Annotated in this window: 27 protein-coding genes and 2 pseudogenes; 17 read left to right on the top strand and 12 right to left on the bottom strand. The window is 59.0% G+C overall.

The features are described 5' to 3' along the window. Window positions 1-2 precede the first annotated feature (2 nt). The 4 genes from TU73_RS11730 to TU73_RS11710 all read right to left on the bottom strand — a co-directional run bounded on the left by TU73_RS11730 (window position 3) and on the right by TU73_RS11710 (window position 3,146). On the bottom strand, window positions 3-443 hold the full coding sequence (locus TU73_RS11730) for a c-type cytochrome (RefSeq protein ID WP_043051390.1): 441 nt from the start codon (window positions 441-443) through the stop codon (window positions 3-5). A gap of 1,062 nt (window positions 444-1,505) precedes the next feature. Further along, the gene (locus TU73_RS11720) at window positions 1,506-1,763 is read right to left on the bottom strand and encodes a cytochrome C oxidase subunit IV family protein (RefSeq protein WP_057012321.1); all 258 of its coding nucleotides are present in this window, start codon (window positions 1,761-1,763) and stop codon (window positions 1,506-1,508) included. 11 nt (window positions 1,764-1,774) lie between these two features. Then, the gene (locus TU73_RS11715) at window positions 1,775-2,362 is read right to left on the bottom strand and encodes a cytochrome c oxidase subunit 3 (protein ID WP_057012320.1); all 588 of its coding nucleotides are present in this window, start codon (window positions 2,360-2,362) and stop codon (window positions 1,775-1,777) included. Continuing rightward, window positions 2,346-3,146 (bottom strand): CbbQ/NirQ/NorQ/GpvN family protein, encoded by an 801-nt coding sequence (locus TU73_RS11710; RefSeq protein WP_057012319.1) that lies wholly within the window; start codon window positions 3,144-3,146, stop codon window positions 2,346-2,348. Before TU73_RS11710 ends, TU73_RS11715 begins: the two co-directional genes overlap by 17 nt. A 199-nt stretch (window positions 3,147-3,345) precedes the next feature. Here TU73_RS11710 and TU73_RS11705 point away from each other — a divergent pair, with 199 nt between their 5' ends. The 10 genes from TU73_RS11705 to cobA are packed head-to-tail and all read left to right on the top strand — an operon-like array spanning window position 3,346 to window position 10,826. Continuing rightward, window positions 3,346-5,025, top strand: a complete 1,680-nt coding sequence (locus tag TU73_RS11705) for a cytochrome D1 domain-containing protein (RefSeq protein ID WP_057012318.1) — start codon at window positions 3,346-3,348, stop codon at window positions 5,023-5,025. Between the two features lie 24 nt (window positions 5,026-5,049). After that, entirely contained in the window at window positions 5,050-5,364 is a 315-nt protein-coding gene (locus tag TU73_RS11700; protein WP_057012317.1) for a c-type cytochrome, read from the top strand. A gap of 16 nt (window positions 5,365-5,380) precedes the next feature. Next, the gene (locus TU73_RS11695; RefSeq protein ID WP_057012316.1) at window positions 5,381-5,707 is read left to right on the top strand and encodes a c-type cytochrome; all 327 of its coding nucleotides are present in this window, start codon (window positions 5,381-5,383) and stop codon (window positions 5,705-5,707) included. Beyond that, entirely contained in the window at window positions 5,704-6,879 is a 1,176-nt protein-coding gene (locus tag TU73_RS11690; protein ID WP_057012315.1) for a cytochrome D1 domain-containing protein, read from the top strand. The genes TU73_RS11695 and TU73_RS11690 overlap by 4 nt, the downstream gene beginning before the upstream one ends. Window position 6,880: 1 nt before the next feature. Then, window positions 6,881-7,339, top strand: coding sequence for an Lrp/AsnC family transcriptional regulator (locus TU73_RS11685; protein WP_057012314.1), 459 nt, complete (start codon window positions 6,881-6,883; stop codon window positions 7,337-7,339). Then, on the top strand, window positions 7,336-7,851 hold the full coding sequence (gene ahbB / locus TU73_RS11680; RefSeq protein WP_057012313.1) for a siroheme decarboxylase subunit beta: 516 nt from the start codon (window positions 7,336-7,338) through the stop codon (window positions 7,849-7,851). Before TU73_RS11685 ends, ahbB (TU73_RS11680) begins: the two co-directional genes overlap by 4 nt. Next, complete coding sequence (locus TU73_RS11675) at window positions 7,844-8,287, top strand: Lrp/AsnC family transcriptional regulator (RefSeq protein ID WP_057012312.1); 444 nt, start codon at window positions 7,844-7,846, stop codon at window positions 8,285-8,287. Before ahbB (TU73_RS11680) ends, TU73_RS11675 begins: the two co-directional genes overlap by 8 nt. Next, window positions 8,262-8,765 (top strand): siroheme decarboxylase subunit beta, encoded by a 504-nt coding sequence (ahbB, locus tag TU73_RS11670; protein ID WP_057012311.1) that lies wholly within the window; start codon window positions 8,262-8,264, stop codon window positions 8,763-8,765. Before TU73_RS11675 ends, ahbB (TU73_RS11670) begins: the two co-directional genes overlap by 26 nt. A 25-nt stretch (window positions 8,766-8,790) precedes the next feature. Continuing rightward, window positions 8,791-9,969: a heme d1 biosynthesis radical SAM protein NirJ gene (gene nirJ, locus TU73_RS11665; protein WP_057012310.1), complete on the top strand. Its 1,179-nt coding sequence runs from the start codon at window positions 8,791-8,793 to the stop codon at window positions 9,967-9,969. 47 nt (window positions 9,970-10,016) lie between these two features. Beyond that, window positions 10,017-10,826 carry a uroporphyrinogen-III C-methyltransferase gene (gene cobA / locus TU73_RS11660; RefSeq protein WP_057012309.1) on the top strand — a complete coding sequence of 270 codons (810 nt, stop codon included), beginning with the start codon at window positions 10,017-10,019 and terminating at the stop codon, window positions 10,824-10,826. Window positions 10,827-10,887: 61 nt separating this feature from the next. Here cobA and hemN read toward each other — a convergent pair whose 3' ends face one another. The 3 genes from hemN to TU73_RS11645 all read right to left on the bottom strand — a co-directional run bounded on the left by hemN (window position 10,888) and on the right by TU73_RS11645 (window position 14,205). After that, entirely contained in the window at window positions 10,888-12,276 is a 1,389-nt protein-coding gene (gene hemN, locus TU73_RS11655) for an oxygen-independent coproporphyrinogen III oxidase (protein WP_057012308.1), read from the bottom strand. Then, entirely contained in the window at window positions 12,260-13,645 is a 1,386-nt protein-coding gene (locus TU73_RS11650) for an oxygen-independent coproporphyrinogen III oxidase (protein ID WP_057012307.1), read from the bottom strand. Before TU73_RS11650 ends, hemN begins: the two co-directional genes overlap by 17 nt. Window positions 13,646-13,761: 116 nt before the next feature. Further along, on the bottom strand, window positions 13,762-14,205 hold the full coding sequence (locus TU73_RS11645; protein ID WP_057012456.1) for a CopD family copper resistance protein: 444 nt from the start codon (window positions 14,203-14,205) through the stop codon (window positions 13,762-13,764). Between the two features lie 240 nt (window positions 14,206-14,445). Between TU73_RS11645 and TU73_RS28275 the strand changes: the two are divergent. Next, window positions 14,446-14,580 (top strand): annotated as a pseudogene (locus TU73_RS28275) (SDR family oxidoreductase); the annotation flags it as partial. A gap of 86 nt (window positions 14,581-14,666) precedes the next feature. Here TU73_RS28275 and TU73_RS11635 read toward each other — a convergent pair. Both TU73_RS11635 and TU73_RS11630 read right to left on the bottom strand, forming a co-directional pair. Then, complete coding sequence (locus TU73_RS11635; protein ID WP_057012305.1) at window positions 14,667-15,485, bottom strand: alpha/beta fold hydrolase; 819 nt, start codon at window positions 15,483-15,485, stop codon at window positions 14,667-14,669. 159 nt (window positions 15,486-15,644) lie between these two features. Continuing rightward, window positions 15,645-16,538: a LysR family transcriptional regulator gene (locus TU73_RS11630; RefSeq protein WP_057012304.1), complete on the bottom strand. Its 894-nt coding sequence runs from the start codon at window positions 16,536-16,538 to the stop codon at window positions 15,645-15,647. A gap of 105 nt (window positions 16,539-16,643) precedes the next feature. On the opposite strand from TU73_RS11630, the gene TU73_RS11625 reads away from it, so the two are divergent. The 3 genes from TU73_RS11625 (at window position 16,644) to TU73_RS11615 (ending at window position 19,286) form a co-directional block, all read left to right on the top strand. Beyond that, window positions 16,644-17,309 carry an RraA family protein gene (locus TU73_RS11625; protein ID WP_057012303.1) on the top strand — a complete coding sequence of 222 codons (666 nt, stop codon included), beginning with the start codon at window positions 16,644-16,646 and terminating at the stop codon, window positions 17,307-17,309. Then, entirely contained in the window at window positions 17,309-17,971 is a 663-nt protein-coding gene (locus TU73_RS11620) for an RraA family protein (protein WP_057012302.1), read from the top strand. The genes TU73_RS11625 and TU73_RS11620 overlap by 1 nt, the downstream gene beginning before the upstream one ends. Window positions 17,972-18,071: 100 nt before the next feature. After that, entirely contained in the window at window positions 18,072-19,286 is a 1,215-nt protein-coding gene (locus TU73_RS11615; protein ID WP_057012301.1) for a pyridoxal phosphate-dependent aminotransferase, read from the top strand. An 85-nt stretch (window positions 19,287-19,371) separates the two neighbouring features. On the opposite strand, the gene TU73_RS11610 is transcribed toward TU73_RS11615, so the two are convergent. Then, window positions 19,372-20,382, bottom strand: a complete 1,011-nt coding sequence (locus TU73_RS11610; RefSeq protein ID WP_057012300.1) for a zinc-dependent alcohol dehydrogenase family protein — start codon at window positions 20,380-20,382, stop codon at window positions 19,372-19,374. A 180-nt stretch (window positions 20,383-20,562) separates the two neighbouring features. Between TU73_RS11610 and TU73_RS11605 the strand changes: the two genes are divergently transcribed. Next, window positions 20,563-21,462 carry a LysR family transcriptional regulator gene (locus tag TU73_RS11605; RefSeq protein WP_057012455.1) on the top strand — a complete coding sequence of 300 codons (900 nt, stop codon included), beginning with the start codon at window positions 20,563-20,565 and terminating at the stop codon, window positions 21,460-21,462. A 108-nt stretch (window positions 21,463-21,570) separates the two neighbouring features. On the opposite strand, the gene TU73_RS11600 is transcribed toward TU73_RS11605, so the two are convergent. Both TU73_RS11600 and TU73_RS11595 read right to left on the bottom strand, forming a co-directional pair. Continuing rightward, window positions 21,571-22,236 (bottom strand): RraA family protein, encoded by a 666-nt coding sequence (locus tag TU73_RS11600; protein WP_057012299.1) that lies wholly within the window; start codon window positions 22,234-22,236, stop codon window positions 21,571-21,573. A gap of 101 nt (window positions 22,237-22,337) precedes the next feature. Further along, a complete protein-coding gene (locus tag TU73_RS11595) occupies window positions 22,338-23,258 on the bottom strand; it encodes a LysR family transcriptional regulator (RefSeq protein ID WP_057012298.1) in 921 nt (306 codons plus the stop codon). Between the two features lie 232 nt (window positions 23,259-23,490). On the opposite strand from TU73_RS11595, the gene TU73_RS11590 reads away from it, so the two are divergent. Next, window positions 23,491-24,834, top strand: a complete 1,344-nt coding sequence (locus tag TU73_RS11590) for an MFS transporter (RefSeq protein WP_057012297.1) — start codon at window positions 23,491-23,493, stop codon at window positions 24,832-24,834. A 45-nt stretch (window positions 24,835-24,879) separates the two neighbouring features. Next, window positions 24,880-25,267, top strand: a pseudogene (locus tag TU73_RS11585) (RraA family protein); the annotation flags it as partial. Between the last annotated feature and the right edge of the window lie 199 nt (window positions 25,268-25,466).

Below are 25,466 nucleotides of genomic sequence, written 5' to 3'. Positions count from 1 at the left end.
TCTCAGCCCTCCTTGTTGGGCGGCCAGCCGTTGGTATTGATTTTCGAGCTCCATTTGAGGAACTCGGCGATGTCATCCACTTCCTGGTCACTCAACTTGAACTGGGGCATCGCTCGTCGGCCCGGTACGCCCAGCGGCTGCATTTTCATCCAGGCCTGCAGGAAGGGTTTGAAGCCGTCCTCCCCGCCCCGGCGCTGGAACACGTTGCCCAGCTCAGGCGCAAAGTAGGCACCCTCCCCCAGCAATGTGTGGCAGCCGATGCAGTTGTTCTGCTCCCAGACTGTTTTGCCGCGTATCACTGATTGAGTTAATTGCGCTTCATTGCTGCGCTTGGGAAAGGTTTGTTCCGTGTGATAGGTCAAGGCCAGGAATATCAGGAAGAAGAAGATGCTTCCTCCGAAATAGATATTCCTGGCCATGCCTTTTGTGAAGGTCTCTGACATGGTCGCTTCCTCGTTGCTTGGCCCGTCCATGATAGGAAGCGAGGGCTTGAAACCTGCTTGATGGCGATCAAGAAAGCCAGATGGTTTTGGTCGGGTATTAATGACAACCCGTAGGGTATCTACACACCGCAGGACCCTGTGGGAGGGGGCTTGCTCCCGATGGCGGCCTGGCAGCCCACCAGGATGTTGGATCAGACCGAGTACATATCCATTCCTGCGGTAACGGCCACTTAGGGTTCCGCCTTTACAGCGGGTCACTTTTGAAAAGCGCAAAAGTAACCAAAACGCTCATGCCCCACCACTCGGCACCTCGCCCAGGCTCGGTGTGCCCGTAATCCGCCATGGTTTTGGGGGGCCGCCGCCACGCGCCATCCATGGCGCGGGGCGGCTAAACCGGCATCCCTGCCGGTTTACCCCCCAAATCCCTGTCGAATTCCGGCCAGCGTGGTTTAACGGGGCGCCTAAGATCAAAATCAAAAGCACAGCGAGGCGGCCTTAGAGCCGACCTGATCGTCGAGGCGTGCCCGTACCTCCTGTGGGAGCGGGCTTGCCCGCGATGGTCGTTAACGATGACGCAGGAAATCAGGATGAACGCGGCGCCCTCCAGTTTTTCGCGGGCAAGCCCGCTCCCACAGAAAAGCAGAAGCGCCGCCAACGTATCTACGATGCGTAGCGAGTCGCTTTTGATCTTGATCTCAGGCGCCCCGTCAAACACGCTGGCCGAACGCAGGCTTGAATCCGTGGGCCGCCGCCACGCGCCATCCATGGCGCGGGGCGGCTAACCCGGCGTCCTGCCGGGTTACCCACGGCTTCAAGCCTGCGTTCGGGCACACCGAGCCTAAGCGAGGTGCCGAGTGTTGGGGCGAAGGCCTTTTGGTTACTTTTGTGCCTTTACAAAAGTGACACGCCGTAAGGGCGTAACCCTAAGTGGCCGTTACCGCAGCAACGGATATGTACTCGGTCTGATCCAACATCCTGGTTGGCCTTGGGGCCGCCATCGGGGGCAAGCCCCCTCCCACACTTTTACCGAGTGCGGATACCCATGCACATCAGTAGGCTCCTTCAGCGGAACAATACGAGCGTCAGCCCGACAACGGCCGCCAACACCAGCGCCCAGCTCAGCATCAACCGACGCCACAGGCGCGGGGCGTGGCGCAGCTCCATGAAGCCGTCAGTGATCAGCCAGGCCTTGCCGACCGCTACCAGCAGGATGGCCATCGACAACCACCCCGACGCGCCGACCTGTGCCAGCGCCACCGTACACAGGCTTAACGTGGCCAACGCGGCCCAGCAGAGGAGCAATAACCTGGACGCGGACATATATCCTCCCGTCAATTGAGCACGTAGACCAGCGGAAACAGCACCACCCAGACCAGATCGACCATGTGCCAATACAGCACGCCACATTCAAAGCCGTTGTGGTTTGCGGCGTCGTACAGGCCTCGACGGCAACGCTCGGCCAGCCATCCGAGGATGAACATGCCGAGCAATACATGGAGAAAATGAAATCCGGTGAGGATCCAGTAAAGCGTGAAAAACGTGTTGTGCTCCATACCCAGCCCCGAGGCCAGCAAGTGCCGGTATTCGGTAACTTTCAACACTACGTAGACACTCGCGGCGAGCAACGCGAGCAACAGGAAAACCGCGCCGTGGCGTGGCCGTGAGCGCCGGATGCGCTCCTGCGCCAATGCAGCGAACAACCCGGCGGTGATCAGGCTCAATGTCATCGCCAAACCGGTAGACGTGGCAAGCAACTGTCGGCTGTCACTGAACATCTGTGGCTTGAGGGCCTGGGTCACCGTAAACGCCAGAATCAAAATCGCGAACACCGACAACTCGGCCAGAATGAAAAACCACATCGCCAGATCGCCCGGCAGGTGTTCACGGCACAGCTCGCTGGGCTCAGCCGAAGTGGACATCAACCACGTCCATCAGTGCAGCGACCGTTAGCGGATCATCGCTCAGCGGCTCCGCCAGGCACGCCATGCACGCCTCTCGCGGGCTCAGGCCGGAGCGAATCATGCGCGCGGTGAAAATCAGCAGTCGCGTCGAGGCGGCTTCTTCCAGGTCATGCTGATCGAGCCGGCGCAAGGCCTGCCCCAGCCTGACCACTTGTGCCGCCAGCGCGCTGTCCACCTGGGCCTCCCGGGCGACAATGCGCTCTTCGTCGGCCACTGGCGGATAGCCGAAGCGCATCGCCATGAACCGTTGGCGGGTGCTGGGCTTCATGCCCTTGAGCAGGTTCTGATAACCGGGGTTGTAAGACACCACCAGCATGAAGGACGACGGCGCTTTCAACACTTCGCCGGTGCGTTCCAGGAACAGTTCCCGACGATCATCGGCCAGTGGATGCAGCACCACCACGGTGTCCTGGCGTGCCTCGACCACTTCGTCGAGATAGCAGATGCCTCCTTCCCGGACCGCACGGGTCAGCGGTCCGTCTTGCCACCAGGTGCCCTTGGCGCCGATCAAATGGCGACCGATCAGGTCTGCGGCACTCAGGTCGTCGTGACACGCCACGGTGTAGAGCGGCAGTTTCAAGCGATGGGCCATGTGCTGGACGAAACGGGTCTTGCCGCATCCGGTCGGGCCTTTGATCAGCACCGGCATGCCGTGACGCCAGGCCTGCTCGAATAGTATCTGCTCATTGTTCAGCGGTTGATAGAAAGGTTCGACCTGTTCGCACGACGGGATACGGTCCATGGGCTGCCTGTTCCAAAAGCGGATTCAAGGCACACGCTAAGGGCGCCTGCGACAACCTGGCAAGTGACACGGCCGGCAAACTTGATCGCCGTCAAGCAAGCATTGGGCTGCGCGGGCATAGCCTTGCAACGCACTAAGAACCTGCGTTCTGCGCTGGCGTTCCAGCACATCGCAAAGGTCTTGCCTGAGGAGAAATGGAATGCTGATCAGCAATAGAAAAACGTTTGCCCTGGCCGTCGCCACACTCTATTTGGCGATAAGCCAGGTCGCCGGCGCTGACGAACCCGCCACGGCGGCGGCCACCCCGCCCATGGTGAAAACCGCCGGGGCGCCTGACCTGAGCCAAGACGAGTTCGACTCATCCAAAGAGATTTATTTCCAGCGCTGCGCTGGTTGCCACGGCGTCCTGCGCAAAGGGGCCACAGGTAAACCCTTGACCCCCGACATCACCCAGTCCCGCGGACAACCCTACCTGGAAGCGTTGATTACCTATGGGTCACCGGCGGGCATGCCGAATTGGGGAACGTCCAACGCCCTGACCAAGGAGCAGATCACCGCGATGGCAAAGTTCATTCAACACACACCGCCGACACCGCCGGAATGGGGTATGGCCGAGACGCGCAAGACCTGGAAAGTGTTGGTCAAACCTGAAGACCGTCCGAAGAAACAACTGAGCACGCTCAACCTGCCGAACCTGTTTTCGGTGACCTTGCGTGATGACGGCAAGATCGCTCTCGTCGATGGCGACAGCAAGAAAATCGTCAAGCTGATCGAGACCGGTTATGCGGTACACATCTCACGAATTTCCGCCTCCGGTCGCTATCTGCTGGTGATTGGTCGAGACGCCCGGATCGACATGATCGACCTATGGCCGGCGGAGCCGACCAAGGTTGCCGAAGTCAAAGTGGGTATTGAAGCGCGCTCGGTCGAGACCTCCAAGTTCAAGGGCTACGAAGACACATACACCATCGCCGGCTCTTACTGGCCGCCGCAGTTCACCATCATGGATGGCGAAACCCTGGAGCCCAAGCAAATCGTCTCGACCCGCGGCATGACCGTCGACACGCAGGAATACCACCCCGAACCCCGAGTCGCGGCGATCATCGCCTCCCACGAGTGGCCCGAGTTCATCGTCAACGTCAAGGAAACCGGCAAGGTGATGCTGGTCAATTACCAGGACATCAAGAACCTCACCATCACCTACATCGATGCCGCGCCGTTCCTGCATGACGGTGGTTGGGACAGCACCCATCGCTACTTCATGACCGCCGCCAACAACTCCAACAAGGTCGCCGTCATCGATTCCAGGGAGCGCAAGCTGACGGCGTTGGTGGACGTCGGCAAGATCCCTCACCCGGGTCGCGGCGCCAACTTCGAGCACCCCGTCTACGGTCCGGTCTGGGCCACCAGCCACCTGGGCGATGACGGTATCTCACTGATCGGCACCGACCCGGTCAAACACCCGCAATACGCCTGGAAACAGGTCGCCTCACTCAAAGGCCAGGGCAGCGGTTCGTTGTTCATCAAAACCCACCCCAGCTCACGCCACCTGTACGTCGACACCACGTTCAACCCAGATGCCAAGCTCAGTCAATCGGTGGCGGTGTTCAACCTCGACAAGCTCGACGCCGGTTACACCGTACTGCCCATCGCCGAGTACGCCGGCATCAAGCAAGGCGCTATGCGGGTCGTGCAGCCGGAATACAACAAGGCCGGGGACGAGGTCTGGTTCTCCGTCTGGAGCGGGCAGGCAGACGAGTCGGCACTGGTGGTGATCGACGACAAAACCCTGAAGCTCAAAGCGGTGATCAAAGACAAGCGGCTGATTACGCCCACCGGAAAATTCAACGTCTACAACACCCAACACGACATCTATTGAGCTCCATCAATGCAAGGAATCGCCATGAAAAATACGCTGCTTTCATTGTTTGCCCTGGCTGCCTGGCTGAATGTGCAGCCGGCCATGGCGCAAGACGCACTGGAGCTGTTCAAGAGTAAGCCTTGCGCCGCCTGCCACGCCATCGACACCAAGATGGTCGGCCCGGCGCTCAAGGATGTCGCGGCCAGGAGCGCCGGTGTGGCCGGCGCCGTGGACACCCTGGCGAGCCATATCAAAAACGGCACGCAAGGCAATTGGGGGCCGATACCGATGCCGGCCAACCCGGTCACCGAAGAAGAAGCGAAGACCCTTGCGACCTGGGTACTGACGCTCAAATAACCACCGGGAGGGCGTCATGAACACCTATCGACACGCTGCGATTATGGCGGCCCTCCTGCTCATGTGTGCAAGCTCGGTTGCGGCGCCGGACGCCAAGCGCCAGGCGCAGCTCGAACATTTGCTGGCCCAGGACTGCGGTGCCTGCCACGGGCTGTACATGACCGGTGGGCTGGGCCCCGAGCTGACCCGCGCGGCATTGGCCGGCAAGTCGCGGGCCAGCCTGATCGCCACCGTCACCCAAGGGCGCCCCGGCACCGCCATGCCGGGCTGGGGCGCGCTGCTCAGTGCCGACGACATCCGTTGGCTGGTCGATCTTCTTCTCCAGGGATACCCCGCACCATGATCCGTTCAATCCTGCTGTTCGCGGCGACCGGCCTCTTGTTATCCGCCTGCGCTTCACCCCCTTTGCGGGGCACGGGCGACTTGGGGGTCGTGGTGGAACGCGGCACCGGTAGCATCCAGATTATCGAAAGCCAGAAACACACCGCGCTGGCTCGACTCACAGGCCTTGGCGATCTGTCCCATGCCTCGGTGGTGTTCTCCCCTGACCAGCGTTATGCCTATGTGTTCGGCCGCGACGGGGGCTTGAGCAAAATCGACCTGTTGACCCAGCGCATCGACCACAGGGTCATCCAGGGCGGCAACAGCATCGGCGGCGCCATCAGTCAGGACGGCAGGTTGATCGCGGTGTCCAACTACGTCCCCGGCGGAGTCAAGGTGTTCGATGCCGGCACCCTGCAACAGGTAGCGGACATCCCCGCCACGGCGCTGGCCGATGGCAAGCGCTCTCGTGTGGTGGGCCTGGTGGACGCCCCCGGACAACGCTTTGTGTTCAGCCTGTTCGATACCGGCGAAATCTGGAGCGCGGATTTCGCCCAGGGCAACTCGCCAGTGATCCACCGCTTCAAAGACATCGGACAGCAACCCTACGATGCACTGATAACTGCGGATGGGCGTTATTACATGGCCGGGCTGTTCGGCGAAGACGGTATGGCCCAACTCGATCTCTGGCATCCGGAACGAGGCGTGAAGCGAATACTCGGCGACTACGGTCGCGGCCAGGAAAAACTCCCGGTCTACAAAATGCCGCACCTGGAAGGCTGGGCCGTCGCCGACAACCAGGCCTTTGTGCCCGCCGTCGGCCGCCATCAGGTGCTGGTGATGGATTCGCGCAGCTGGCAGCAGACCGCAACCATTGCGGTGGCTGGGCAGCCGGTGTTCGTCACCTCGCGGCCAGATGGCCGGCAGCTGTGGGTCAACTTTGCCTACCCGGACAATGATCGGGTTCAGGTGATCGACACCGAAACCCATCGCGTGATCGCCGACCTGCGACCGGGCCCGGCCGTGCTGCACATGGAGTTCACCGCCCGTGGCGACCAGTTGTGGTTGTCGGCCCGGGACGGCGATCAGGTCCAAGTCTGGGACCCGTACACCCTCAAACGGCTGGCCACCCTGCCGGCCAGCGCGCCGAGCGGCATCTTCTTCAGCAGCCGCGCACAAAAAATGGGCTATTGAAATGGACCTGGACCTGCTGAGTCGCCAGTTGATGGATCGCTTCCAGCACGCAATGCCGCTGTGCGCGGAACCGTATAAGGCCATGGCCGTCGCCCTCGGTTGCGACGAGGCGCACGTGCTGGCCTGCCTGCACGCCATGGATCAGGCCGGCACCCTCTCCCGGGTCGGCGCGGTGTTCGACCACCGCCGTGCCGGAGCCAGTACCCTCGCCGCGTTCGCCGTGCCCGCCACACGCCTGCATCAGGTCGCCGAGCGCGTCAGCCAGTATCCCGAGGTCAATCACAACTATGCACGGGAGCATTTCTACAACCTGTGGTTTGTGGTGACCGGCCCTGATCGCCCGCACATCCAACGCGTACTCAACGAACTTGAAAAAGACACCGGCCTCACGCCACTGGACCTGCCGATGTTGACCGCCTACCGCATCGACCTCGGTTTTTCCCTGGGAGAAACGCCATGAAGACCGGCTTGACCCCTAGACAAACGCTGGCGCTGCGTCGGCACCTTGAAGCTGGCGTGCCCTTGGTATCGCGCCCCTACCAATGCCTCGCCGAGCGAATAAACGCCAACGAAGACCAGGTGCTGGGGCAGATGCATCAGTGGCATGAGCAGGGCTTGTTCCGCCGGGTCGGCCTGGTGCTCAACCACCGCGCCCTGGGCTTTACCGCCAACGCAATGTTGGTACTGGATGTTCCGGATGCACTGATCGACGAGGTCGGCCAGCGCCTGGGGCGAGCGCAGGGCATCACTCTCTGCTATCAACGGCCGCGGCGTTTGCCGCAGTGGCGATACAACCTGTTCTGCATGGTTCATGGACGTCAACGTCAACAGGTCGAAACCCGGATTCAGCAATTGCTGGACGAACACCTGCTGAGCGACCTGCCCCACCAATTGCTGTTCAGCACCCACGCCTTCAAACAGTGCGGCGCACGCTTTGCAGCCCCGTCAATGGGAGCACCGTGCCATGGATGACCTCGACCGCCGGCTGATCAACCGCTTGCAACGGGGTCTACCGCTGGTACGCCACCCTTGGCAGGCGCTGGCCGCCGAACTGGACAGCAGCAGCACGCAACTGCTTGAGCGTCTGCGCCAAATGCTCGCTGACGGAATACTCACGCGCTTTGGCCCACTGTTCGACATCGAGCGGCTGGGCGGCGCGTTCACCCTCGCGGCGCTGGCGGTGCCGGAAGAACGCTTCGAACAGGTAGCCGAACAACTGCACGCCCTGCCCGAAGTGGCGCACAACTATCGACGCGAACACGCCTGGAACATGTGGTTCGTGCTCGCCTGTTCGACAGAACAGGCGATCGCCGAAACCCTGCACCACATCGAAACCCTGACCGGCCTGCCACTGCTTAACCTGCCTAAAGAGGAGACCTACCATGTCGGTGTATATTTCCCGGTCTGAGGATACCCTGGCCCAGCATCTGATCAAGTTGACCCAGGCCGGCCTGCCTTTGGTGGACGACCCATGGGCCTGGCTCGCTGAACAGTTGCACATGAGCGTCGAGGCCACCCTGGATTTGCTCAAGCGCCTGCAAGCCGAGGGCGCGGTCCGCCGGATCGCGGCCGTCCCCAATCACTATCGCCTGGGCTATCGCCACAACGGCATGACCGTCTGGGACGTGCGAGACGCCGACATGCCGCGCCTCGGCGCATTGATCGGCGCGCAACCGTTCGTCAGCCACTGCTACCGACGCCCGCGCCAAACCGCCTGGCGCTACAACCTGTTCGCCATGGTCCATGGCCGCAGCAGCGACGAGATCAACCACTACCGCGAGCACCTGCGCCAATTACTGGGTGACGCCTGTGTCGCCGACGAGATGCTGGTGAGCAGCCGCATCCTGAAGAAAACCGGTTTGCGGCTACCCCAAGCGCCACGCTGAACCCATCTGAATCAAGGAGATTTACATGTTGAGGATCAGCCAATACCTGCGCGCCCTGGGCGGCCAGGCGCCCGCCCCCAAAACCAGCCCACCGGGCAGCAACCGGCCACCGGTGGTGATCTGGAACCTGCTGCGGCGTTGCAACCTGACGTGTAAACACTGTTACGCCACCTCGGCCGACAGTGTCTTTCGCGACGAACTGGATACGCCCGCCGCCCTTACTGTGATCGATGACCTGCACGATGCCGGCGTGAAAGTACTGATATTTTCCGGCGGTGAGCCGCTGATGCGCGAGGATCTGTTTGTGCTCAGCGCCTATGCCCGCGCCAAGGGTTTCTTTGTGGCGCTGTCCACCAACGGCACGCTGATCGATGAGCAGAACATCGCGCAGATCAGTGCCGCGCAGTTTGACTATGTGGGCATCAGCATCGATGGCCTGGAAGCCACCCATGATGCCTTTCGGCAAATGAAAGGCAGCTTCGCTCGTTCCATGCACGCGATCCGGCTCTGTCGAGAACAAGGCATTCGCGTGGGCCTGCGTACAACGCTGACCCAGCAGAACCACACGCAGTTGCCCCAACTGCTGGCACTGATGCGCGAGTACGACGTCCAGAAGTTCTACCTGTCGCACCTCAACTACAGCGGCCGCGGCAAACGCAGTCGCCAGCTTGATGCGCAGCGGCAGATGAGCCGCGACGCCATGACCTCGATCTTCGAACGCGCCTGGGAAGACATTCAACAAGGCCATGACACCGATTTTGTCAGTGGCAACAACGATGCCGATGCCATTCTCTTGCTGCAATGGGCCGCGAGCCGCTTGCCTGCGCACTACCCGCGCCTGGAAAACATGCTTCGCGCCTGGGGCGGCAATGCCTCGGGCAGCGGCATCGCCAATATCGACAATACCGGCGAAGTGCACCCGGACACCTATTGGTGGCAGCACTCGGTAGGCAATGTCCGGCACACGCCCTTTCGCACGCTATGGCTTGATCAGCCGGATGCGCTGCTGTCGAAATTGCGTGAGCACCCCCGTGCTGTTGGCGGCCGTTGCGCGCAATGCCGCTGGTTGCTCATCTGCAACGGCAATACCCGCACCCGCGCCTGGGCCGAGGGCGACCTCTGGGGCCAGGACCCCGGCTGTCATCTGAGCGATGAAGAGATCGGCGTGCAGCCGTCACCGCTCATCCCTTGCACCACAGACTGAATCGTCCGTGCGGTAAACCCTCTGATATTAAGCACCAAGGAAGCTCTATGCCTGCATCCATTGTTATACCGGCCGCACTTGAGTGTGCGTTCAGACCGGGGGAAGTCGCCCTGGTCGGTGCCGGCCCCGGCGACCCCCGGCTGCTGACCCTGCGCGCCTGGAGCCTGCTGATGCAGGCCGACGCTGTGGTCTATGACCGTCTCATCAGCGATGAATTGCTGGCATTGATCCCACCGACCTGCGCGCGGCATTACGTCGGCAAGGCCAGCGGCTGCCACAGCTTGCCCCAGGAACAGATCAACGAACGGCTCGCCCACCTTGCCGACCAGGGCCAACGGGTGGTTCGGCTCAAGGGTGGCGACCCCTTCATATTCGGGCGCGGTGCCGAGGAACTTCAATATTTGCTGCAACGCGGCATCGACTGCCAGGTGGTGCCGGGCATTACCGCCGCTTCCGGCTGCAGCGCCTATGCGGGGATTCCACTGACCCACCGGGACCTGGTCAACTCCTGCCGTTTCATCACCGGGCACCTGCAGCACAATGGCGCGTTGTCGTTGCCCTGGAGCAGCCTTGCCGACTGCAGTCAAACCCTGGTCTTTTACATGGGGTTAGCGAATCTTGGGGTTATCGCCCAGCGCTTGATCGAGGCCGGAATGCCCGCCGACACACCGGCGGCACTGATAAGCAACGGCACACGGCCTGAACAGCATGTCGTGCGTGGCCCGCTGCACCAACTGCCGGCCCTGGGGCTTAAGTGCCCGCCCGGCATTGCGACGCTGACGGTGATCGGCACAGTGGTCAATCTGTTCGCCGAACAACCACTGCAATACCCGGCGCGCTTTTCTCCATCCAGGTGACAGGTGCAAGCCTACTGACTTGAAGGCGATCGGTTTTCTTTGCAGGTGTTTTTTCAACGCCTTAAACGGTGCGGGAAAACCGGCCCTTCTGTGCCTCACCCAGGTAGGCGTCAAACGCCATTGCGACGCTGCGCATCATCAAATGCCCTTGGGGCAACAGCCGCAACTGGCCGTGATGAATCTTCAGGAGCCCGTCCCGCACATGCTCGTCCAGTTGCCCCAGCGCGTCGGCAAAATACTCGGTGAAGCAGATGCCATGACCCGCCTCGAATTTACCGAAGTCGATCCGGCCATGGCACATCAGTTCACTGATCACGTCACGGCGCAGCAGGTCATCGGCGTTCAAACGGTAACCCCGATGCACCGGCAGCAAGCCTTGATCAATACGGGCGTAGTACTGCGAGAGCTCCTTGACACTCTGGCTGTAGCTGTCGCCGACCTTTCCGATCGATGACACCCCCAGGCCGATCAAATCGCAGTCGGCATGGGTGGAGTAGCCCTGGAAATTGCGCTGCAACGTGCCATTGGCCCGGGCCAGCGCCAGCTCATCGTCCGGCAAGGCGAAATGATCCATGCCGATATAGACATAACCGGCCTCGGTCAGGCGCCGGATGGTCAGTTCAAGCAACTCCAGCTTACGTTCCGGTGGCGGCATGTCGGCTGGGCGGATCAATCGTTGCGCGCGCACCAGCTCCGGCAAATGGGCGTAGCTGTAGGCGGCAATTCGATCCGGACGCAACGCGATGATTTTGCCGAGGGTGACATCGAAACTCTTCACCGTTTGCAGCGGCAGGCCGTAAATCAGGTCGACGCTGACCGACTTGAATTGCGCCTGACGTGCCGTTGCGACCAGGGCATAAATCTGCGCTTCACTTTGCTGGCGATTGACTGCCACCTGCACGTCGGGGTCAAAGTCCTGCACACCAAAACTCAGGCGATTGAAGCCCAGCTGGCGCAGCGACTGGATCCGTTCGGTGCTGATGGTGCGCGGATCGACCTCGATGGAAAACTCGTGGTCGTCGCTGTCGTCCATGTCGAATGCCTGGTGTAGACAGCCCATCAGGTCGGCCAGCTGCTCGCGGGTCAAATAGGTCGGCGTGCCCCCGCCCAGGTGCAGTTGCGTCAGCTTGCGCGTGCGGTCGAACAAGGCAGCTTGCATCCCGATTTCGCGCTTGAGGTAGGTCAGGTATTCGACGGCACGGTGGGTTTTCTGAGTAATGATTTTGTTGCAGGCACAGTAGTAACAAAGGCTCTTGCAGAACGGAATGTGAATGTACACCGACAGGGGCTTGGGCACCGGCGCCAGGTTGCTATCGGTGACGGCGCGGTGATAGTCATCGACGGCGAACGCCTGATGAAATTGCGGTGCGGTTGGATAGGAGGTATAGCGCGGCCCCGGTCGGTCATATTTTTCGACCAGGGCGCGATTGAAATCAAATGAAGGTGTCATGATCAATCCACTCGCTATAGGGTTTACGCGCCGTGCCGCCCGAGTCCTTTTCAAACAGGTTGCAGATGGCATCTACGTGCGGCCGACCGGCCGGAAGGATGCTGATGAAACGCTCAGACAGCTCAATCAACCCGTCACCGGCCAACTGCTCCAGCACAGGCCAGGCGGCGTAAAAGTACTGGCGAAAGACCAGTCCGCAACGCGTCTCGATGGCCTGGATATCCAGCTCCAAATCACACGCCAGGCGTTCCATGACCATGAGCCTGATCTGGCTGCGTGGCTCACAACGCCAGCCACGGCTCGTCGGCAATTGATCGATGTCCAGGCATTGCTGGTACCGTTGCAGTTGGTCGGTGTTTTGCGCGTACAGTTCGTCAATCTGACTGATGGCGCCCAGACCGAAACCGATTTGATCGCAATACCCGTGGCGGGTAAAACCTTCACTGGTGCGGCGTAACCGGCCGCGCTCCTGCGCTATCGCCAAATCATCGTCGGGCCGCACGAATTGCCCCAGGCCGATGTAGTGATACCCCCCGCCGAGCAACTGTTCAAAACAGCTCTGGCGCATCGCGCTTTTATCATCCAGGCTGCACAGCGCTCTGATCGTATCCCCGGCCATCGCCCGATAGCGTTGGGGTGGCCGTGAGTAGTCAAATACCAGCAGCCGGTCCGGCTCCAGTTCGATAAGAGTGGCCAGTTTCAGTGCGAAGCTTTCCGGCGTCTGCCAGGCACGGCCATACCCCAGATCCACATTGATGGAACGATAACCAAAGGTACGCGCGGCATCGATAAGCGAATGGATGGGGGCCGGGTTCTGGTAGCAGTCCACCGACATATCACTGTCGGCACCGATGTCCGGAACGCCGATGCTGACATGGTTGAACCCCAGGTCGCGCAGCACGCCCATGGTCGACCAGTCGGTGTGGTGCAGGTCAACGTCAATGCTGTACTCACCGCACTCATGCCCCAGAAGGTTGAATCGGCCACGAAGATGGCTCATCAGCCTTTTGAGCTGGGCGATTGCGGGTAAACCGCCCCCCAGATGAAACTGCTCGACCCGCTGCCCCGTGCCCAGGTGACAACTGACGAGGTCAATCTCGTGCTGCAGACGCCGTAGGTAGTTTTCCCCGCCCTTGTATTCGCATGAACCATCGTCAGGGGAACACAAGGCAGGCCTCGGGTTAGACGGCAGTTGCACGTTCAGCGACAGCGGACGGCATTTCTGGCGGCTGACACGTAACGCGCGAAGCAAATCCAGGGAGCCGATCCCTTCATGGAACTTTTCAGTGCCAACAGGGCAGTCGGGATCCAGCACGCCTTGATCGTACCGAACGTTCAGCTCGCCGCGGTTGTGAGATGGATTGAGCATGACGGGTCTCCGAGACTGGCTGCGCACTACCAGTGTCAGGGCCTGGCGATCAATGCGTCTTGATTTGTATCAAGCACAAGCAAATGCTGCCGTAACAGACCGCCGGGCAAGCCTGGTCACCACGCAAGGTAAAACATCCCTTTGGCCAGCAGCACGATGACGATCATGTGGCAGAACAGGCTGGCATGGATGAAATGCAGGTATCGAGCACTCATCCGGTCACTTCTGAACAGATACATGGCGGCCAGAAAGTGCAGCAGCACGCTGACGGCGACTGCGATCTTCAACATCAACAATGTGCCGAACGATGAGGCCAATGGTGTGGCAAGGGTCGGCAAATAGCGCAACCAGACCATCCCCGCCCCGGCCCCAAACAACACCAGCAAAACCCATGGAACCAGGGTGCGCGCGCGTCGACCGATACCCTGCTCGACCAACAGCATGACCTTGACCGGCAGCTGTTTACGAATACTTTCCAGGAACAGTACCTCGAAGAACACCGTGCCGATGAAAATCAGCGCGGCAAACAGATGCAACGTCAGAAACAGCGGATAGAGCATGGGGTACTCGCTCTCATTTGAGCTGGTCACGGCTGACTTACGGCGAGGCAACCGTCGGGCCCATCGTGCTTCGTCGGCGATCTTGGCCAACACCTTTGCGGTCATGCCGGGGTGATGCTCAAGCAAAACCGCCGCGCCAACATTCAGGTTCAAGCCTGCAGAGTGGGTTTGAGCACAGGATACAGAGCAGGCCGACGCCTGCGGTTGACATCAATCAAGTAATCCAGACAAGGCCATTGCGGTGCGCAAGCCGTCGCGTTGCAGGCTGATCTGACCACAGCGGGTGCCGTCGAGAAGCTGTTTGCCGACGCCATCAGCGCTGTAGGCAGGCCGGACATCGCCATCAACACCGTCGGCAAGGTGCTTAAGAAACCCGATATCCCAAACTCGAAGGCTGGGCGTGCGATGATCATAGTCGCGCAGCACGCGCATACCGACCCTGACCGAAAGCGCTTTTGAATTTACCCGGTAAGGCTGCTTGCGTGAAAGTCGGCGATCTGTTGCCACATCGCGACCGGGTTGGAGTACATGGGGAAATGCCCGCAATGGGCAATTGGCGCCAAACGCACGCCCTGGGCCTGGATATGCGGCAGGTAGGACAATGAAGCGTTCTGCTCGCCGTACATGAACATGCGCGGACAGGGCAGGCCGAGGAACTTACCCATCAAATCGGCGTTGTCGGAGAGCTCGACCATCGATTCGAAGATTCCGCGTACAGCGCCTGCGCGAACCTTGTGCCGCAAGCTTGCGGCGTAGAGCGCAGTGGCATAGGCCGGGGCGTGACGGGCGCGCTCGATGAAAGCGGTGAAAAATACGTCGGGATCATCCGCCGGGTAATCGACGATCTGCCGACTGAGGAAGCAGTCTTCCGGGGCAATGTTGCCTTCGATATCAACAAAGCTGAGCACCCGTTCCGGGCATTGATGAGCCAGCATCAGCGCAGTCAACCCGCCCATGGAATGACCGACCAGATGAAAGCGTTCGATACCGAAATGTTCCAGCACCTGCAGCGCGGTTTTCAGCAAAAAGGGGATGGAAATCCGCGAAAGATCACTGCACTGGCTCTCTCCGCAACCCGGTGCGTCATATGCGACGAAAGGATGGCCGACGAACGCGGCCTGCCGCACGATGTCGGCGTAGTCTTCCTTGGTCGAGCCAAACCCATGCAGGAACACGATCGGCGCCCGGACACCATCGCGATGTAGGGCGGCAACGCTCAACTGGACACCTTCTATCGTCAACGGTAGTTGCTCATGAGCAAAGGTTTCTGGAGAAGGCACGTTGTTGACTCCTTGAACGAAAAAAATTGCACCGGACCAGGTTCACCGGCTGACAGACACGCAATTTCAGGCTTATCAAGTGGCTTGTAAATTCCTAATTAGGGAATGCTTTCATATGTCAAACCTATCGTCGCTGTTCGTGGGCAACCCTTTGGCCATTCATGCCTTGGCCCGTAACCGCGCAACCACTTCCTCGACCACAGGGTTGGGGCGGTGCGCATGCCAGGCAACTGCGGTAGTCACAACATTGAGTTTCTGGGTAAGTGGGCGAAACACAACGTTGCCCGGGGCCAGCTTTTTCAACGACGCGGGCACCAGTGCAATACCTTGGCCGTAGCTGACAAAGGCAATTTGGGAGGCGACGGAGCGCACTTCATGCAAAACTCGCGGGGAAAAGCCGCTGGTGCGGCAGGTCGCAATCAGATTGTCGAAATAGACCGGGCTGACCTTGCGAGAAAACATCACCAACGGCTCGTTGGACAAACTGGACAAACTGATTCGCGTGCGCGAAGCCAGGGGATGATCACTGGGCATCGCTACCATCAAGCGATCCTGGGTCAGCGGCAGCGAATTGATCGACGCCCCCAGGTCTCCATCCAAACGAGCGAAGGCCAGGTCGATATCGCCGGCCTCCAGCGCCGGAACGGCATCGACACTGTCGATCTCCCTCACGGATACGGTGAGGTGCGGGTAATCACTCTTCAATTGCTCGATCAAACCCGGCAAGACATCAAACATTGCCGTAGAGATCGCACCGATGGTCAACATCCCCGACTGCCCCGTCACCGCCTCCTCCACGGCCAGCTCCAGGCGCTCCAGCTGGTCGGCGAACTTGCGCACCGCCGGCAGGATAGCGGCACCGACCGGCGTCAGTTTCGCGCCGCGTCGAGAGCGATCAAACAGCTTGACCTTGAGCGCCTGTTCAAGCACCTGGATCTGCTCACTCAGCGGCGGCTGGGACATGCCCAGGCGTTTGGCGGCGCGGCCGAAATTCTGTTCCTCGGCCACGGCCAGGAACAACCAGAGGTGCCGTATCAGACGAAAGTTGATCATGATTAATCCATAGGTTGAGCGTATAGAACGCTTCTGTGATTAGTAATATACCTATCAAATTGTCTCGCTGACACTGGACGCCTCCGTTACCACAGAGGCTACCCCATGAGCGTTTTGAATTTGCTGGATCGCTTCGCAGCACTGGACACCAACACGGTCTCCGACGCACTCGACTTCCTCGGCCTGCCAGGTGCCACCGTTGGGCTACGCCCGCTGTGGAATTGCCCGAAAATCGTCGGCCGCGCCAGCACTGTCCTGCTGGCGCCTAAATCCGACACCGCTCCCACTGCGCACCTGATTACCCCGGTGGTAGAGCAGATCGACAGTGACGATCGTGTGTTGGTCATCGCCGGCGGCATCGAAGGCATTTCCTGCTGGGGCGATATTCTCGCCAACGCCGCGGCCAGCAAGCAGGTGCGCGGTACGGTAATCGATGGTTTCAGTCGGGACATCGATGGCAGCGCGTCGATTGGCTATCCGGTTTACGGACGCGGCGTGACCATGATCAGTGCCCGCAATCGGGTGGTTCAGATCGATGCTGCCATCACCATCAGCGTAGCCGGCGTCGATGTCAGCGAGAACGACTATGTGATCGCCGATAACTGCGGCACCGTATTCGTGCCTTCAGCCTATATCGAAAAAGTCATCGATCTTGGCGAGCGGATTGCCCGCCGCCAGGACGGCATGGTCGAGGCCGTTCGCAGCGGCCGCTCGGTCGCCGAAGTGATGCATGACACCCAATTCGAAGCGATCCACGTAGAGCGCGCCTGATGAATCTTGAAGACAAAGCACTGATCGCCTTGTTTGATGGCCTGGACACCCCTGGCGTCTCCGATGCGCTGGATAAGCTCGGCCTGCCCGGCCAATGCCTTGGCGTGGCACCACTGGACAATTACCGCCACGTCATCGTCGGGCCGGCGTTCACCGTGCAGTACGTCCCGGCCAGTGTCCCGCCGGGCACGGTGGGTGATTTCATCGAAGACGTCGCGCCCGGCGACGTGGTGGTCATCGACAACGGCGGCCGTACCGATTGTACCGTCTGGGGTGACATCATGACCCAGTACGCCGGTACCCGGCATATCGCAGCCACCGTCATCGACGGTGTGTGCCGTGACGTCAACAAAGCCCTGGGCGATGGCTACCCGATCTTCAGCAAAGGCCGCTTCATGCGCACGGGCAAAGACCGGGTGCAGGTGCAGTCGGTCAACCAACCGGTGTCCGTTGGTACAGCCCGAGTCTGTGCCCGCGATATCGTGGTGGCCGACGCCAACGGCGTAGTGATCGTGCCTCGCGGCCGTGCGCCGGAAGTGGCGGCATGTGCTCGTCAAATCGAATCAGTCGAAGCCGACATTCGCGCCTTGATCGCTCAAGGAAAAACCCTTAAACAAGCCCGGGATGCGCTGGGTTACCACAGCCTGCAGAGGAAAGTCTGATGACCACGCTCCCCCTTCCCCCGAATTTTCAAGAACAGGCAAAAGCATCGGGCGGCTCCACTCTGGAGTTGATGAACCTCACCGACTGGAGGCGCCGGGCATGAACACCGACTTTCAGCGACTGAACCAACGCCTGGCGAATGCGCAGCCCTCGGCGACTTATCGGATCATGGATCGAGTGGCCGAGCGCCGGGCTCAAGGAGCGAAGATCATCTCGCTGTGCGCCGGCGAACCGGATTTCGATACCCCCAGACATGTGCGTGAGGCCGCCATTCACGCCATCGAGCATGGCCATACCCGCTACACACAGGTTGTCGGTGTACGTTCATTGCGCGAAGCGGTGGCGGCCAAGTTCCGTCGCGAAAACGGTCTGGACGTAAGCTGGCAAGACACGCTGGTGTGCAACGGTGGCAAGCAGGTGATCTACAACGCCCTGGCCGCTACTCTCAACGAGGGCGACCAGGTCATCGTAGCGGCGCCATACTGGGTCAGTTACCCGGAAATGGTGCAACTGTGCGGCGGCGAAGCGCGGATCGTTACCTGCGATGCCGTTACCGGTTTCAAACTGACGCCCGCGGCACTGGCCGTCGCGATCACCCCGCAGACCCGTTGGTTGATCCTCAACTCCCCGTCCAATCCGACAGGCGCGGTGTACAACGAGACGGAGCTTCGTGCCTTGGCGGCAGTGCTGCTGGAGCATCCCCACGTTCTGATCCTGGCCGATGATATCTATGAACACCTGATTTTCGACGATCAGGCGTTCTACACCCTGGCCCAGGTGGAGCCACGACTGGCACCACGAACCCTGACCATGAACGGTGTGTCCAAAGCCTACGCCATGACTGGCTGGCGCATCGGCTTTGCCACGGGGCCGCGCTGGTTGCTGGAGGCCATGGAAAAACTGCAAGGCCAACAGACCTCGGGCGCCAGCTCGGTTTCGCAGCAAGCCGCGCTCGCCGCGCTGGAGGGGCCGAAAGACTTTATCCGCGAAAGCCGTGCTGCTTTTCAGAGCCGTCGCGACTTGATGGTGGCGCTGCTGAACGACACGCCAGGGCTGGAATGTGTAACCCCGGCGGGGGCGTTTTATGCGTTCGCCTCCTGCGCGGGCCTGATCGGCCGCATCTCGCCCGCCGGGCGAGTGCTGCACACCGACGAAGATGTCGCCCATGCGCTGCTCGACGAAGCAGACGTGGCAGTGGTGCATGGCAGTGCGTTTGGCCTTGGCCCCTACATTCGTATTGCCTATGCACTGGACGACGCCTCATTGCGCCAAGCTTGCGAGGCTATCCGGATGTTCTGTACGTCCTTGCGTTAACGCTGATGAATGAACAAAACCCGGCCATGGCCGGGTTATGGTCGATGGAAGGAGCATGGTGGAATACCGGCCCCTCCCTACCCTTTTAACTGATTTTGATCACGACCTTGCCGAACGGACCGCGAGCCAAGTGCTCGTAGGCTTCGCGCGCTTGTGCAAACGGGTACACATGATCGATCACGGGGCGGATGTGATGGGTGTTCAAGAACTCGTTCATGCGGTCGAACGAAGAGCGTGGCGCAACGGCGATACCGCGAATCGTGGTTTGGCGGAAGATCATCGGCATCAAGTTCAGCGCAGCAGTCTGGCCTGTCAGGAAACCGATCTGAGCAATACGGCCACCCACTTTGGTTGCTTGAACAGAATCGTTGACACCGTCGCCGCCGGCCACTTCCAGCAACAGGTCAACGCCTTTGCCGTCGGTAAGCTTGAGGACCTCGGCAGCCCAATCCGGCGTCTTGCGGTAGTTCACACCCGCGATTGCACCCAGCTTGATGACGGCTTCAAGGTTTTCGTCGCGGCTCGAAGTAACGATGACCTTGGCGCCCAGTGCCATGGCAATCTGCGCGGCGAAGATCGATACACCGCCCGTGCCCTGTACCAGTACGGTCTGGCCTGCTTCGATCTGGCCGAAATCCACCAGCGAATACCAGGCAGTCAATGCTGCGATTGGAAGGGTCGACGCTTCTTCATCACTCATATCGTCAGGCGCCCTAACTGCGCTGTCTTCATGGATGATCATGAACTCAGCCAGGCCGCCAGGCAGGGGTGAGCCGAAGCAGTAATCGGGCTCGTCATGGGCTGGCATGCCATCGATCCAGCGCGAGTACAGATGGGAGTTGACGCGGTCGCCGACAGCGAAGCGGCTGACGCCCTCGCCCGCTGCCACGACGGTGCCGGCCGCGTCGCTTACCGGAATCAGCGGCTTGGGAACCATATGGGGCTCGTAGATACCATCAACGATGGCTTTATCGCGGAAGTTGAGAGACACGGCACCGACCTTGACCAGCAGCTCGCCTGCCTTGGGCGTTGGGGTTTCAGTCTCTCCCTGTTGCAGGTTATCCAGGCCAAAATCTTTCAGAAGCCACGCTTTCATTTTTTCTCTCCATTCGAAGTGGACGCCAGACGGTCGGTTCGACAGCCTGTTTACCCAGAGCATTGTTTCGCTTGGAGCGATTCGGATAAATGTTCAACGATGTACAAGATTGTTACCCTGCCAGGTAACAAACCCACCCTGCTATCACACTTGGAGACTCGAATGGAGCTCTTACAGTCAATGCGCGTGTTCGTCCGACTCGCCGAATCAGGCAGCTTTACCAAGGTGGCAGAGGCTACACAAACAGGGCGCCCCTACATCACCAGATCGATTCAGGAGTTAGAGGCTTCTCTGGGCGTGCGCTTGTTCCAACGCACCACCCGCAAGGTCAATTTAACGGCCGAAGGGGAGAGATTTTACGAGCGGGTCAAATGCATTTTGGCTGACATTTCGAACACCACTTCGATGTTCGATTCCAGCGGAGCCATGTTGCAAGGCCGACTGCGTGTCGACATCCCCAGCGCTTTTTCACAGCGAAGCTTTATCGAAAGCCTGAAAACGTTTACCGCAGCGTTCCCTGACATCGAACTCGTCGTGGGCATTACTGACAGGACAGTCGACCTTGTTGCAGAAGGCGTTGACTGCGTATTGCGGATTGGCGAACTGCCTGACTCAAGCATGGTGGCTCGTCAAATTGGAACAGTGGAAATGGTCACCTGCGCCTCGCCAGCCTATCTAGAGGAATGGGGAGAACCCAAGACACTGAACGAGCTGGTCAACCACAGAGGCGTCAACTTCCTCTCAGGGCAAAGCAACAGGCCGCTTTCCTGGTCTTTTCGAGGTAAAGGAGCCGATCAGCCTTATACCTGTCGCGGCACCATCACCGTCAACGAATCGAATGCTTACGTCCACTGCGCCGTGGCGGGCTTCGGCATCATTCAAGCACCGGGCATCACCGTCGACGCGTCGCTGGCCAGTGGCGAGCTTAGGGAAGTACTGCGACCTTACCGACCCACGCGACGCAAGGTTTCGGTACTGTATCCCAGCAGGACGCACCTCGCGCCACAGGTGCATGCGTTTGCAGATTGGCTACGCGAACACTTCCCAGCGCTTCATCCAGCGTGGTTCAAGGCTGAGTAATGGGTGATACCGTTGAACCAGCGAATCGATCCGGCCAAAAGTTCCGTCCGGCGAGGGCTCAATACCGAGCACAGGCGTCGAAAGAAACCGCTTGTTCATCCTGCTTGCTCAGTGTGCAAGCCCGGCCTTTTCAAGCACCTTGTCCAACCATGATTGGTCAATCACGCCGGATGCGATCTCGGCCTTTACCTTTTCTTCATGGGCCTCATGAGCACGTGCCTTGGCCAACACCTCTTCTGCGTCATCCTGAGAAAACGCAACAAACCCGTCTTCATCGCCGACGATAATGTCGCCTGGGTTGATGAGCATTCCTCCGATGGACACGGGAACGTTGATCTCGCCCGGACCGCTTTTATAGGGACCACAATGCACCACGCTGCGGGCGTAGCAAGGAGTGTCTTCGAAACTTGCGACGTCACGAATTGCACCGTCCACAATGAAGCCAACGCATCCACGTTTCTGAGCATACAGCTTGATCAGCTCGCCAATCACTGCGTTATGGGTATCGCCCTGAGCATCAATTACAAGCACGTGGCCCTCTTCAAGTAACGTCAGTGCTTTATAAATGTAAAGGTTGTCACCTGGCCGGGTCTTGACCGTCAATGCAGTACCGACAAGCTTTCCCGTACGGTTGTAGCGGTTCAAGCCTCTGGCACCAATGTGTCGCCCCATGTTGTCGCTGATATGAGGCGTTACAACCCGGCGGAAGGCGTCGATAAGATCCGCTGACGCGAGAGGTGGGGATGTAAGGATGCGAGAACCTGGGAAAGACATGATGACCTCCTGAACCGAATTAAGCCCTGCTGGGTTGAAGTCATGTTAAGGAAATAAAAACGCTACTTTTAGCGATATTTAGTCATGCAAACCCATCACTTTTATTCATTCTCTCCCAAAGAGGAATCCAGGATGAGGTGGCTGAAGTCACAACATTGTCGAGCAAGGTGTGCGATCTCAAGACTCAATCCTTGCAGGCGATCGGCGCGATGCACAGCAGCGTAGCGAATGTGTGGCAAGGGCGGTTGTGTGTGGATGATTTTCAGACGACCTTGTTTGATGATGGAAGCAAGGCAATTTTTTGGTAGATAACTGATACCCACCCCTGAAATGGTTAGCCCCACTTGAGCCACAAGATAATTACTGGTCAATGTTCTATTCAATCGAACATCGTGCTCGGCCAGCCAGCGCTCGTAAATGAGCCCGGTACCCGAACTACCGCCTTGAGTCAGCACGGTGTAAGACGCCAACGACTGCAATTGCATTGGTTCGTTTTCCTGATAAAGGTCCGGAGCGCTCATCCAGACGTTCTCAACCGCATCGAGCTGGGTGCTGGCAAAACGTGCATCACTGAATATCTCTGGCACGATGATCAAGTCCAGCTGATCGTTTTCCAGCTTTTTGAACAACTCGGAGCTCAGTTCAATGGAGGGCTCCAATGCCACTTTTGGATACGCCGCGCGGATCTTCTCGACAAGCGATGGTAGCCACGTCAAGGCCGTCAGCTCAGTGACCCCTAATCGATATCGCCTGACCAGTGCCTCTTTGGAGCTAATTCGATCCAATAAGTAGTCTCGCTGCCGCAGCATCTCAACTGCACATTCGAACAACTCCTCGCCCTTGGGCGTCAGTCGAGCGTTGCGTTTGGAGCGGTCGAAAATGGGCACGTCGAAAGCGTCCTCCAGCTCCTGAACACGCTTTGATATGGCTGACTGGGACATACTGAGCTTGATGGATGCGGCCTCGAAGCTCCCCAGCTCAACGATCCAGTAGATGGCTTCAAGCTGTTTGAGCGTAATCATTCTGACACCTACCTGAAAATAATTACCCGATTATTACTTCAACTCATCGCTAATAGTAAATCTATACCCTGGCTGCTTATCCGTAATCGAGGTGTATGACGACTAGCCCAGCGTCCAGGCACAATCGAAAACATAACTTAAAGAGATGATTTCCAATGAGTATTTGTCGCTTTTATTGATTGTTTGCCCACTCTAAATTAAGTGCGAATACCTACAACAATAAGGTCGCACCATGGCTATCTCGCAGTCTGCCAAGCCTATTGCTCGCAGCAGTTACCGCTGGGCTGTAGCAGGTTTGATTTTCATCATCTACACCATCGCGGCAGCAGACAGGGCCAACCTGGGCGTCGCGATGCCATTCATCCGTAAAGAATTCGACATGAGTAACGCAGAGGCAGGCGGCCTTATGAGCCTTTTCCTCCTCGCTTACGCACTGGCGCAAATCCCGGCGGGATTTGCCTTTGCCCGCATAGGCGTCAGCAAAATACTGCCGGGGGCAATGATCCTGACCTCGATTCTGACAGGGCTTGTGGGCACTGCCGGATCACTTCTGATGCTGAAAATCTACCGGTTTGGCTTGGGGCTTGCTGAAGGCCCATTGCCGATCAGCATGACCTCGACCATCAACAACTGGTTCCCCGCGAAAGAGAAAGGTATTGCCTCTGGCATCTTCCTGTCTGCCGTCAAGTTTGGCCCGGTCATTGTTCCTCCCCTCTGCGCGATCATCATCTCGGTATGGGGGTGGCGAGAGATTTTCATATTCTTCGCCGTGCCCGGCATCATCCTGTCGCTCGTTTGGTATTTCCTGGTTGCTGATCACCCGTCGAAAAGTCGCTTCGTTAACAAGGCTGAACTTGAGTACATACTTGAGCAGTCCGACCCCATGCAGGCGAATGCAACCGACTTGAGCAAGCCCTCTGCAAATTGGCTGAATACACTGGACAGAATCATCAAACGTCGCGCGGTGCCCGCGCTCACTTCAAACGGTCAGGTTTTCAAATCCTGGAATATTTGGGGATGTGCGACCAGCTATTGCTTCCAATTAGGTGTTTCCAGTGTGCTTTTGACTTGGATTCCCACCTACCTCATTACGGTAAAGAACTTTTCCATCATGAATATGGGGCTCGTTTCAGCAGCGCCATGGGTGGGAGCGGTACTGGGCAACCTGCTTGGCGGTTACTTCTCTGACCGTTTCCTGGGTGGGCGCCGCAAGCCTGGCATGCTGCTGTCCGCGATCGGTACGTCGCTGATGATGTACCTGCTGATCAACTCACCCGCAGAGCCTCTGTCTTATGGGCTGCTGCTGATGCTGACGGGTGTTGTGTTGAGCCTGGGTTTTTCATCCTACATGTCCTACCCGATGGGGTTGGCGTCCAAAGCCAGCTTCCCGATCGCCAACGCGATCGTGAACATGGTTGGACAGCTGGGTGCTGCGGCGACCCCCTTTTTAACCGGCCTTCTGCTGGACAGCTATGGCTGGAACTATGTCTTCATCTTCCTTGCAATCGGTTCCTTCACAAGCTTCGTCCTCTTGCTGACCATTGCCGAGCCCATCCCTGGCAAGCAGCGGGGTTAGCGGCGGTCACCGTCAGTTGAACCTGGCGGCAAGGTACTTCCTCACTCAGATGCCCTGGACAAACTCGAACTGCCGGGCCAATGCTTCGCGGTGATGCCGCTGGGTAACTCCAAGGTCGTCATAGGCCCAGCGTTTACGGCGACTTCATCGAAGACGTTGCGCCAGGCGACATTGTGGTTATCGACAATAATGGCCGTACCGACTGCATAGTATGGGGTGACATCATGACCCAATACGCAGGTGCCAGAAGCATCGGCATTGCGGATGCCAACGGCGTAGTCGTTGTCGTGCGTGACAAAGCACGCGAAGTGGCCGAATGCGCACATAACATCGAGAAGGTTGAAGCTGATATTCGCCCCTGAGCGCTGAAGGAAAAACCCTGAAGGAAGCGAGAAGCCTGCTGGGTTATCACACGCTGCAGCGAAAGTCATAGAGCGTAGCGCGCCCTACGGACCATTTATCGCCGAGTAAAAATTTGATAGCTTCAGTTCTCGCTTCATCTGCCGCTATTGCTATATCGATTTGTCGTCGTTAGTAACGTGCCTTATCTTGCAAACTGTCGACGAGGCAATCCGGCAGGTAGACAACTCTTGAGTGAATACCTGCTGCGAGTCTCCGGGGGGCTCGCTGGC

It is taken from the genome of Pseudomonas libanensis (assembly GCF_001439685.1).
GTDB classification, from domain to species: Bacteria; Pseudomonadota; Gammaproteobacteria; order Pseudomonadales; family Pseudomonadaceae; genus Aquipseudomonas; species Aquipseudomonas libanensis.
This window is presented reverse-complemented; position numbering and strand designations above follow the sequence as displayed.

Excerpts from the sequence above, each read along its gene's own strand:
- TU73_RS11730 (WP_043051390.1), bottom strand. The coding sequence starts at position 443 with ATGTCAGAGACCTTCACAAAAGGCATGGCCAGGAATATCTATTTCGGA.
- TU73_RS11720 (WP_057012321.1), bottom strand. The coding sequence starts at position 1,763 with ATGTCCGCGTCCAGGTTATTGCTCCTCTGCTGGGCCGCGTTGGCCACG.
- TU73_RS11715 (WP_057012320.1), bottom strand. The coding sequence starts at position 2,362 with ATGTCCACTTCGGCTGAGCCCAGCGAGCTGTGCCGTGAACACCTGCCG.
- TU73_RS11710 (WP_057012319.1), bottom strand. The coding sequence starts at position 3,146 with ATGGACCGTATCCCGTCGTGCGAACAGGTCGAACCTTTCTATCAACCG.
- TU73_RS11705 (WP_057012318.1), top strand. The coding sequence starts at position 3,346 with ATGCTGATCAGCAATAGAAAAACGTTTGCCCTGGCCGTCGCCACACTC.
- TU73_RS11700 (WP_057012317.1), top strand. The coding sequence starts at position 5,050 with ATGAAAAATACGCTGCTTTCATTGTTTGCCCTGGCTGCCTGGCTGAAT.
- TU73_RS11695 (WP_057012316.1), top strand. The coding sequence starts at position 5,381 with ATGAACACCTATCGACACGCTGCGATTATGGCGGCCCTCCTGCTCATG.
- TU73_RS11690 (WP_057012315.1), top strand. The coding sequence starts at position 5,704 with ATGATCCGTTCAATCCTGCTGTTCGCGGCGACCGGCCTCTTGTTATCC.
- TU73_RS11685 (WP_057012314.1), top strand. The coding sequence starts at position 6,881 with ATGGACCTGGACCTGCTGAGTCGCCAGTTGATGGATCGCTTCCAGCAC.
- ahbB (WP_057012313.1), top strand. The coding sequence starts at position 7,336 with ATGAAGACCGGCTTGACCCCTAGACAAACGCTGGCGCTGCGTCGGCAC.
- TU73_RS11675 (WP_057012312.1), top strand. The coding sequence starts at position 7,844 with ATGGATGACCTCGACCGCCGGCTGATCAACCGCTTGCAACGGGGTCTA.
- ahbB (WP_057012311.1), top strand. The coding sequence starts at position 8,262 with ATGTCGGTGTATATTTCCCGGTCTGAGGATACCCTGGCCCAGCATCTG.
- nirJ (WP_057012310.1), top strand. The coding sequence starts at position 8,791 with ATGTTGAGGATCAGCCAATACCTGCGCGCCCTGGGCGGCCAGGCGCCC.
- cobA (WP_057012309.1), top strand. The coding sequence starts at position 10,017 with ATGCCTGCATCCATTGTTATACCGGCCGCACTTGAGTGTGCGTTCAGA.
- hemN (WP_057012308.1), bottom strand. The coding sequence starts at position 12,276 with ATGACACCTTCATTTGATTTCAATCGCGCCCTGGTCGAAAAATATGAC.
- TU73_RS11650 (WP_057012307.1), bottom strand. The coding sequence starts at position 13,645 with ATGCTCAATCCATCTCACAACCGCGGCGAGCTGAACGTTCGGTACGAT.
- TU73_RS11645 (WP_057012456.1), bottom strand. The coding sequence starts at position 14,205 with ATGCTCTATCCGCTGTTTCTGACGTTGCATCTGTTTGCCGCGCTGATT.
- TU73_RS11630 (WP_057012304.1), bottom strand. The coding sequence starts at position 16,538 with ATGATCAACTTTCGTCTGATACGGCACCTCTGGTTGTTCCTGGCCGTG.
- TU73_RS11625 (WP_057012303.1), top strand. The coding sequence starts at position 16,644 with ATGAGCGTTTTGAATTTGCTGGATCGCTTCGCAGCACTGGACACCAAC.
- TU73_RS11620 (WP_057012302.1), top strand. The coding sequence starts at position 17,309 with ATGAATCTTGAAGACAAAGCACTGATCGCCTTGTTTGATGGCCTGGAC.
- TU73_RS11615 (WP_057012301.1), top strand. The coding sequence starts at position 18,072 with ATGAACACCGACTTTCAGCGACTGAACCAACGCCTGGCGAATGCGCAG.
- TU73_RS11610 (WP_057012300.1), bottom strand. The coding sequence starts at position 20,382 with ATGAAAGCGTGGCTTCTGAAAGATTTTGGCCTGGATAACCTGCAACAG.
- TU73_RS11605 (WP_057012455.1), top strand. The coding sequence starts at position 20,563 with ATGCGCGTGTTCGTCCGACTCGCCGAATCAGGCAGCTTTACCAAGGTG.
- TU73_RS11600 (WP_057012299.1), bottom strand. The coding sequence starts at position 22,236 with ATGTCTTTCCCAGGTTCTCGCATCCTTACATCCCCACCTCTCGCGTCA.
- TU73_RS11595 (WP_057012298.1), bottom strand. The coding sequence starts at position 23,258 with ATGATTACGCTCAAACAGCTTGAAGCCATCTACTGGATCGTTGAGCTG.
- TU73_RS11590 (WP_057012297.1), top strand. The coding sequence starts at position 23,491 with ATGGCTATCTCGCAGTCTGCCAAGCCTATTGCTCGCAGCAGTTACCGC.